Below are 561 nucleotides of genomic sequence, written 5' to 3'. Positions count from 1 at the left end.
CCCGGCGATGTACAACTCACCCGCCACACCCGCCGGCACCGGCCGCAACCCGTCATCGAGCACATACGCCCGCGTGTTCCAGAACGGCCGCCCGATCGGCACCGCCCCCGACCCCACCGCGACCCCGGGATCCACCCGAAACTCCGCACAGTTCACCGTCGCCTCGGTCGGACCATAGGCGTTGAACACCGTCACATCCGGATGACGCGCCCGCCACCGCTCCAGCACCGCACCCGACAACGCCTCCCCGCCGACCACCAACGCCACCGACGGAGACACCTCATCCGGCAACGTCTCCAGCAACGCCAGATGCGACGGCGTCACCTTCATGAACGACGGCCGCGGCCCCACCGCCGCCGCCTCACCCAACTCCTCCAGACGCACACACCCGCCACTGACCAACGGAGTGAACAACCCCGTCACCGTCAGATCGAACGACACCGGCGAATGCACCAGCACCGTCCCCGACGCACTCGGATACGCCTCCCGCGCCCGCACCACATACGCACCCAGCGACCGATGCTCGACCACCACCCCCTTCGGCCGCCCCGTCGACCCCGA

The 561-nt window shown here is 69.5% G+C and carries 1 protein-coding gene; it reads right to left on the bottom strand.

All coding sequences use genetic code 11. The features are described 5' to 3' along the window. A partial coding sequence (locus PKF00_RS44190) for an AMP-binding protein (protein WP_271223783.1) occupies positions 1 to 561 on the bottom strand: 561 nt, incomplete at both ends.

The organism is Streptosporangium carneum (assembly GCF_027922005.1).
GTDB lineage: Bacteria > Actinomycetota > Actinomycetes > Streptosporangiales > Streptosporangiaceae > Streptosporangium > Streptosporangium carneum.
Note: the sequence above shows the minus strand (reverse complement) of the source record. Positions and strands in the feature narration are given on the sequence as shown.